This window comes from Neorhizobium sp. 2083 (genome assembly GCF_031455615.1).
Lineage (GTDB): Bacteria > Pseudomonadota > Alphaproteobacteria > Rhizobiales > Rhizobiaceae > Neorhizobium.
Window position 1 is genome coordinate 1 of sequence record NZ_JAVDTC010000030.1, and the last position, 1,161, is coordinate 1,161.

1 pseudogene is annotated in these 1,161 nt (G+C 64.7%); it reads left to right on the forward strand.

What is annotated here, in order from left to right:
* Positions 1–1,161, forward strand: a pseudogene (locus J2X76_RS31570) (hypothetical protein); the annotation flags it as partial.

Here is a 1,161-nt window from a genome sequence, read left to right on the forward strand (position 1 = left end):
GCCAAGATCGGGACGCCGTTTGCGGGCGGCATTGTCGAGGAAGAGCAGGGTGCCGTGAACGGCGCCGGCAACGAGGACACGAGCGGTGTCGGCGACGCCGACGCTCTGTTCGGCCTGCTGGACCGCACGACGCAGAACACTGGCGGGACGCTTGCGATCTCGTGGGGTTCGGACAATGCGGACAACGAGGCGATCACCGCTGGCGCCGGCAACCGTTCGGTCTCCTTCGGCCCGGATGCGATCGCCAATCTCGAAGCCCAAAATCTGTCCTCCCGCGGGCTGGACCTGGTCTATACGCTGTCTGCCGACGGTACGGTCCTGACGGCACATGCAGGCACCGAAGGCGGCCAGACCGTGTTCACGGTAACGCTGTCGGACAACGTCAACGGCTCCTACTCGTTCACGCTGGTCGACACGCTGGATCACCCGGCTTCGGGCGAAGACCAGATCGCGCTGAACTTCCAGTTCACGGCAACCGACTCGGACGGCGACACGACCGATCCGGCGATCTTCACGGTGAAGGTGATCGACGATACGCCGATCGCCGGCCCCGTGTTTGGCCGCTATGTCGAGGAAGAAGCGCTTTCGGGCGGCAATGAGGACGTCAACCCGGTCGGTGTCGAACTGACGGGCGCGCTGGCCAATCTGGGCCCGATCACCGACAAGATCGGTGCATCGCTGAACATCTCCTGGGGCGGCGACGACTCCAACAAGGTCGCCAATGGCGGCTTTACCGGCACGCAGGTGATGGGCGACCGCTCGATCGTGTTCGCAGCCAGCAACAGCGTTGCTGCAGCGGTGGTCAGCGCGGCTGACGCCGCGGCGTTCATGACGGTCAAGAGCGGCAACACGACGCTCGACCTCGGCAGCCTGACCTCGGGCGGCCAGGCACTGGTCTACACGCTGTCCAACAACGGTACCGTCCTGGTTGCCCATGCGGGCTCGGCCACCGGTGCTGCGGTGTTCACGGTCACGCTCTCCGATACCGGTTCGGGCCGCTACGACTTCGACCTCGACGGCGTGCTCGACCATCCGGTCAAGGCCAGCGGCTCCAATAACGAAGACGTGCTGACCTTCACCTTCACGGCAACCGCCCGCGACGGCGATGGCGACATCGTCAAGAACAACTTCCAGGTCAACGTCATCGACGATAGCCCGGTT